This window comes from Streptomyces sp. NPDC058632 (genome assembly GCF_042717095.1).
Taxonomy (GTDB): Bacteria; Actinomycetota; Actinomycetes; order Streptomycetales; family Streptomycetaceae; genus Streptomyces.
Genome location: NZ_JBHXQZ010000143.1, coordinates 1 through 5907 on the forward strand (window position 1 = coordinate 1; position 5907 = coordinate 5907).

General features: G+C 64.6%; 6 protein-coding genes and 1 pseudogene. 3 read left to right on the forward strand and 4 right to left on the reverse strand.

Going from position 1 to position 5907, the window contains the following annotated elements:
- Together ACFWVE_RS33235 and ACFWVE_RS33240 are read right to left on the reverse strand one after the other, a co-directional pair.
- Window positions 1-419, reverse strand: a pseudogene (locus ACFWVE_RS33235) (amidase domain-containing protein); the annotation flags it as partial.
- Window positions 420-644, reverse strand: coding sequence for a hypothetical protein (locus ACFWVE_RS33240; protein WP_384022438.1), 225 nt, complete (start codon window positions 642-644; stop codon window positions 420-422). It abuts the pseudogene before it with no gap.
- Between ACFWVE_RS33240 and ACFWVE_RS33245 the strand changes: the two genes are divergently transcribed.
- Window positions 541-804 carry a substrate-binding domain-containing protein gene (locus tag ACFWVE_RS33245; protein ID WP_384022432.1) on the forward strand — a complete coding sequence of 88 codons (264 nt, stop codon included), beginning with the start codon at window positions 541-543 and terminating at the stop codon, window positions 802-804. The two genes, ACFWVE_RS33240 and ACFWVE_RS33245, sit on opposite strands and share 104 nt — an antisense overlap.
- A gap of 251 nt (window positions 805-1055) precedes the next feature.
- On the opposite strand, the gene ACFWVE_RS33250 is transcribed toward ACFWVE_RS33245, so the two are convergent.
- Both ACFWVE_RS33250 and ACFWVE_RS33255 read right to left on the reverse strand, forming a co-directional pair.
- On the reverse strand, window positions 1056-1766 hold the full coding sequence (locus ACFWVE_RS33250) for an SCO4225 family membrane protein (RefSeq protein WP_384022406.1): 711 nt from the start codon (window positions 1764-1766) through the stop codon (window positions 1056-1058).
- Window positions 1767-1962: 196 nt separating this feature from the next.
- A complete protein-coding gene (locus tag ACFWVE_RS33255) occupies window positions 1963-2139 on the reverse strand; it encodes a hypothetical protein (RefSeq protein WP_384022409.1) in 177 nt (58 codons plus the stop codon).
- Between the two features lie 414 nt (window positions 2140-2553).
- Between ACFWVE_RS33255 and ACFWVE_RS33260 the strand changes: the two genes are divergently transcribed.
- On the forward strand, window positions 2554-4170 hold the full coding sequence (locus ACFWVE_RS33260; RefSeq protein ID WP_384022412.1) for a phospholipase A2: 1617 nt from the start codon (window positions 2554-2556) through the stop codon (window positions 4168-4170).
- A 165-nt stretch (window positions 4171-4335) separates the two neighbouring features.
- Window positions 4336-5907, forward strand: a 1572-nt coding sequence (locus tag ACFWVE_RS33265) for a S8 family serine peptidase (protein WP_384022414.1), incomplete at its 3' end; no start/stop codon positions are given.

Sequence of the window (5907 nt, forward strand, 5' to 3'; positions counted from 1 at the left end):
TGGTACGTCAGATACGGCACGCCCTGGCTGCGGGACGTGACGATCATGGTGTGGTCCTTCGAGCCGTCCTTGTCGAAGTCGATCTGGAGCACGTCGCCGACGTCCATCTGGTGGACGTTGGCGAGGCTGGTCGTCCGCTTCGAGTTCTGGGCGAACCAGGACCACTCGTTGACGCCGACGAACGAGTGCGACTGGATGTCGGCGTTGCCGAACCACCGGGTGTAGTCGTACACGTAGCCGGGGACGTGCTTCCAGCCGCCCTCCTTCAGGGCCTGGCTGACGAAGTTGGTGCAGTCGCCGCCCGCGCCCGCCCCGTTGAAGTTCGGGTAGGCCGAGTTGTAGTCGGACCAGTACCGCTTGGCGTAGTCGGCCATCGCCTTGTAGTCCAGGCCACTGGCGGTGAGGTCCTTCGGGTTCGCCTAGCCGGGGTACGCGATCGAGGCCTTGGTACCGCCGCCTCTTCGTGCTGCCCGCGCGTGCACAGCCTGGAACCTCCTCGCCTGGCTACCGATGGGCATGTCCAGCGTGAGCCCGGTCATGATGAGCGCCGCGACCCGGGGTTCGTACGCCCTGGTCGGCACGGTCGTGGCGACCGGACTCGCGGTGACCTCGGTGGTCGCCGCCTCGGCCCGTATCCCGCTCACCTCGGTCACTGTGCCCTTCACCGAACTGGGCACCCGCGCGGTACACCTGTTGGTACGGAAACTGTCCGGCACCCCTATACCACAGACCACCCTGCTACCGCCCCACCCAACCGAACGCACCAGCACCGCACCACGCACGGAAGCACGAACAGAAACGTGACGGCAGCACCACCGCCCCTCTCATCAACCGCACCCGACGCCGCTGGACGGGCGGAGACACCAAACGCCTCGTGGAGCATCGGTAGAACCAGGACGAGCGTCCCGGCACAACGCGGTGAAGCAGAAAGCTCCTGGAAGGGCCGGACGAGTCAGGCCGGAACCCTCACCCTTCAGGGCGAGGAGCACGTCAAGGAGAACCCCTTCTTCCGTCGGTGGCCGTCGTGCCCTGGAGCTCGCTGATGCGGCCCCTCCTCAGACAGACGGGCGCGCTTCCCTCACCCTCAGCCTCCGTACGAGCCGGCCGAGCAGCACCGCGTTCAACAGCCCGGACAGGGCCGCACCGGCGGAGAAGATCAACGGGCTCAGCCAGGCGAGCGAGGAGGCCCACTCGACAGGTGACGCCACGAGAAGGGCGACGATGCTGAGCGGCGCCGTGGTCATGAGCGGCCAGATGCCTGCGAACCCCGGATCCGGCAGCAGATACGCGGCATACAGGAAGAACCCGAGCGACGCCGCGACCACGACGAGATACCCGCGCGCGAGCCAGTTGTCCACCGCAGGTGCCAGCAGGGCTCGAGTCCTTTGCGAGCGAGGGCTTGCAGGGCGCGCCGTATCGGCTCTCTCCCGCTCGGAGGTGGTCGAGACACGCGGGAAGGACTCACGCAGGTTGGGAGGCGCAACGATCGTGGATCTCCTGATGAGGACGCCGAGCACGGCGGCGTTCACGAAGGCGCACAGGAGAAGCCATACGATCCAAAAGCCAATGGCTACTGCCTGGACCTCCCCGCCACCCTCAGTTCCCGGGCCGAAGGGGAAGGCGATGGCCAGGAAGGAGAGAGGTGCCGTGAGCAGGAGGGAGCTCGAAGCGACGTCGCTTTCCGGAAAGAGGAGCATGGCAAGGAGGGAGAGGGCAAAAGCAGCTAGATAGCCCCTGGCGAGCCAGCTGCCGGTGGCAAGCGCCAAGAGCCGTCGCATACGTGGAAAACGGCGCGGGTGGGAGGCATTCGGCATCACGGGGCCTTCTGGTCGGTCCGAGGGCGGATGCTCTCAACGGTGGACCGAGGAGCCTGTTCAGGCATGAGTACAAGTACTTATACCTGCATAGAATTTTCAGCAAGTGAGTGCTCTGCCACGCGCACTGCCTCATGGGGGATCAACATTAGTCGGCTTTGGTGCGGGCAGTGCAGGACGACCGCGTCCGGCGCGAAGTGGCGAAGCGGAACAGTGGCCACGGAGCAGCGAACACCAGGACAAACACCGCGAGCGTAAGCCCGTCGCCCGACATGACAATCACCCAGACGATCCAGGCGGTTATTGCCGCCAGCGTGATGGCCATGCCCCAGAAGACGGCTCTGAACGCTAGCCGGGCGGGCCTCAATCTGCCCTACATGCTAGGAATGATTCCCATTTAGCTACCTTTTGCCGTATTTCAGTGCTAGTAATTTGTCATGTACGACTCAAACAGTCATGGTCACATCAACACGCAGCCACGATTCACACTTCGCGGGCACGAATGATGAATGCCGTAAGAAGCGGGCAGCAGGGCGAGTGCCTCCATCGCGGCCCCGACCTTAAGCAGGTTCGCGCGCCGCCCGCGAACACAGAACCTCCTCCGCCCGCACCGGCCGACGATCTTTCGCCACTGCAACCAATCGGAGACCTCGCCCCCCTCACACACCCTTGCGAAAACCTCCACAAGAGAATTACCTTACCTGACGAGCTTTCAAATGATCTTCACAAGGGGGTACTTGTGCGCAAAACTGCGCTGTCCGTGGCTGCCGTGGTCAGCCTCTCGCTGCTGCTTCCGCAGCAGCAGGCGTTAGCGGCAGAAGCTGTCGACCAACCGCTGGCTGAAGGAACGATTCAAGATGTCGGCCCCGGTATATACCTCTCCGAGACCCAGTCCTTCGAGGTCACTGAGACCGATGTACCCAGCGTTCTCATCAACCGACGGCACTCGGTGAGAGCTCAGGCCGACGGTGTCGCCTCGCCTGAGGACGCCCCGGACACCCGTGTCGACATGGGGGTCTTCGGCCCCAGCTGGGAAGCCGAGTTCGTGGGAGGCCAGCTCAACCGGAAACTGGAACAGCAGGGCGACACCATCCTGGTGACCGATCTCGGTGTGAACGAGACGCTCCAATACAGGCTCAAGTCCAGCGTCGACTATCCCAGTGGTGGCGGCGTAAAGAAGTACGTGACCGCGGACGGGTCCCAGATCACCGAGACCTCTAGGTGGAACGATGCAACGGAGGCCTTGGAGAACTCCGTCGTCGAGGTCATAGGCGTGGACCTCTCCACGACGGTGGAAGGCGACGACGCTTTCACTGACGCGTCCGGCCGGCCTATCCCGGCAGCGGACCTCAAGCCCACTTACGAGTGGGAGCAGGACGGCTTCGGCGCCGACACCTGGCGTGTCACTGGCATCGGCAGCAACATGTATGCCACCGCTGTCGATTATGACACTCAGGGGCGCGTCGCCGAGATCACGAACCCGGCCTTCGGGGACAAACTTGAGACGGCCACCACGATCACCTACGCGACCGCGACCACTGCCACGTCCGCCTCTGTCGGCGACTACGTGGGCCAGGTCAAGGAAATCACCGTGACAGAGGGCGCCACCACGCAGACCCTCGCCCAGTACGCGTACGACTCCTCTGGTCTGCTGCGCGCCGTGACCGACCCGACCGAGTCCAGTGAGCCGGAGGCCACGTACGACTACGACGCCACCGACCGGCTGTCCGACCTCACCTCGCCGACCAACGGCAACTGGCACCTCGACTTCTCGGTCGGGTCCGCCCTGCCGAACGCGACCTCCACCGGCGGGGACGTGCCGGCCCCGGGCGCTCCGGTCGAGGGCGACGCGCCAAGCCCGGACTTCACCCTCACCGACCCACCGGCCCCCTCTGAGTTCCTCGGCGACGAGATCTCGGGTCCGCAGTCGTACCCGTCGCGCTGCAACACCGCGACGAGCTGGATGTACTACACGAAGTCCGGCTGCACCACCAAGGTGGCGCACTACGGCTGGCACTCCCCGTCGTGGAAGAAGCTGCCGAACGGCACCAAAGTGCGCGGCATCAACCATGACCACTGCACCAGCGCTCCGGACAAGCCGCTCGGCTACGACTTCCGCCCCGCCTGCGACCAGCACGACTACGGCTATGGCACCATCGGCAACTCGTACAAGGGCTACTCCAAGTACCTGTCCCGCAACAAGGGCCTCAACGTGGACGGTGTCTTCTGGACCTCGCTCTACACCAAGACCTGCAACGGCTACTTCTTCAAGAGCGTCTGCCGCTCCACCGCCAATCTGTACTTCGCGGCGGTAGCAGCGGTCGGCCGAGCGAAGAACGGCGCGAAGGCGACTTGATCCTCAAGCTCACTTTCTGACAAGCCACGCGACTCGGGCACGAAGGCCGGAGGGCGGTGCGTCTCACCATCCGGCCTTCGGCTTCACGTCCATTCCCGCGGGCGTCAGCATGCCCGTACTTCTGACGGAGAAAAAGTGAAGAGACCAATAAGGTCTGCGGTCATCATGGCAGTGATCACCGTGTCTCTCGGTGCGGTACCCGCCCACGCGGCCGCGCCTCTGAGTACTACCGCAGCAGCCAGAACGACGAGCGACCCGATCGACCCGCCGCTGTACGACGAAACCGCCGACGGCGGCACCATCCGCGTCAATGTCGTCACCGAGAACCGCACCGACCTGGCTGGCGCGGCAGAAGCCGGTGACACGCTGCAGTCCTTCAAGACCCTGCCGGTGATCACCCTCAGGGTTGACAGAGGCGGTCTGGACGAACTGGCCGCCCAGCCGGGCGTAGTCAGCGTCACCGAAGATGTACCGGTACCGCCGACCCTGGACGAGAGCGTCCCCCTCATCGGCGGTACCCAGGCCGCCACAGCGGGCATGACTGGGGCGGGCAGCGCGATCGCCGTCCTGGACACCGGCGTCGCCACCGGGCATCCGTTCCTGCAGGACCGGATTATCGCCGAGGCGTGCTTCTCACCGATCGACACCGAGTACTCCGCGACCAGCCTTTGCCCGAACGACACCGCGGCGCAGGAGGGCCCCGGCACCGCAGACTCCGAGACCGGAGCATGCGTGACCATCGCCGCCTGTTCCCATGGAACCCACGTGGCCGGTATCGCCGCGGGTGACGGCACCGGCATCGCCAGAGCTCCCGCGCGGGGGGTCGCCCCCGGCGCCGATATCGTCGCCATCCAAATCTTCAGCAAATTCACCTCTGAGGACTTCTGCGGTCCCGGTGCCGCACCCTGTGTGCTCAGCTTCACCAGCGCCCAGATTGCGGCGCTGGAGAAGGTACTGCAGCTCCATCAGTCCGGAACTCCGGTGGTCGCGGCAAACTTGAGCCTCGGTAGCGGACGGTACGCTGCTGCCTGCGATACGGACCCGCGCAAACTTGCCATCGACAACTTGTTCAACGTTGGTGTCGCCACTGTGATCGCGTCCGGGAACAACGGCTACGGCGACGCGGTCAGCGCACCCGCCTGTGTCTCCTCCGCCACCGCAGTCGGCTCCACGACCGACAACGACCAACTGTCCTCATTCGGTAACCGGGGCATGCTACTGGACGTCCTTGCTCCCGGCACAGGCATCGTCTCCTCCGTTCCTGGCGACACCTACGCTTTGAAAAACGGCACCTCCATGGCCGCGCCACATGTGGCTGGTGGTTTCGCGATCCTCCGTGAGGCGTTCCCGACCAAGAGCATTGGAGAGCTCGAATCGCTTCTGGAGTCCACCGGGAAGGTCATCTCCTACACCGGAGCCAGCACCCCGCGTATCGACATCGGGAAGGCACTGGACGATACGATCCCCGGTCCCGACCCGGTAACAAAGCCCCGACCGTCCAAGATCGTCAACGACACGGTCCTCAGCATCCCCGACCCGGGGGTGGCCCAGTCCCCGATCTCGGTGTCCAGTGTCTCCGGTAACGCCCCGGGGGCGCTGCAGGTCTCCGTGAACGTCACGCATGAGTGGCTCGGCGAAGTGAAGATCGACCTCGTCGACCCGAACGGCAAGGCATACGCACTCAAGGCAACGAACCCGACCGACCCCGGCGGCACCTTGAATAAGACATACACGGTG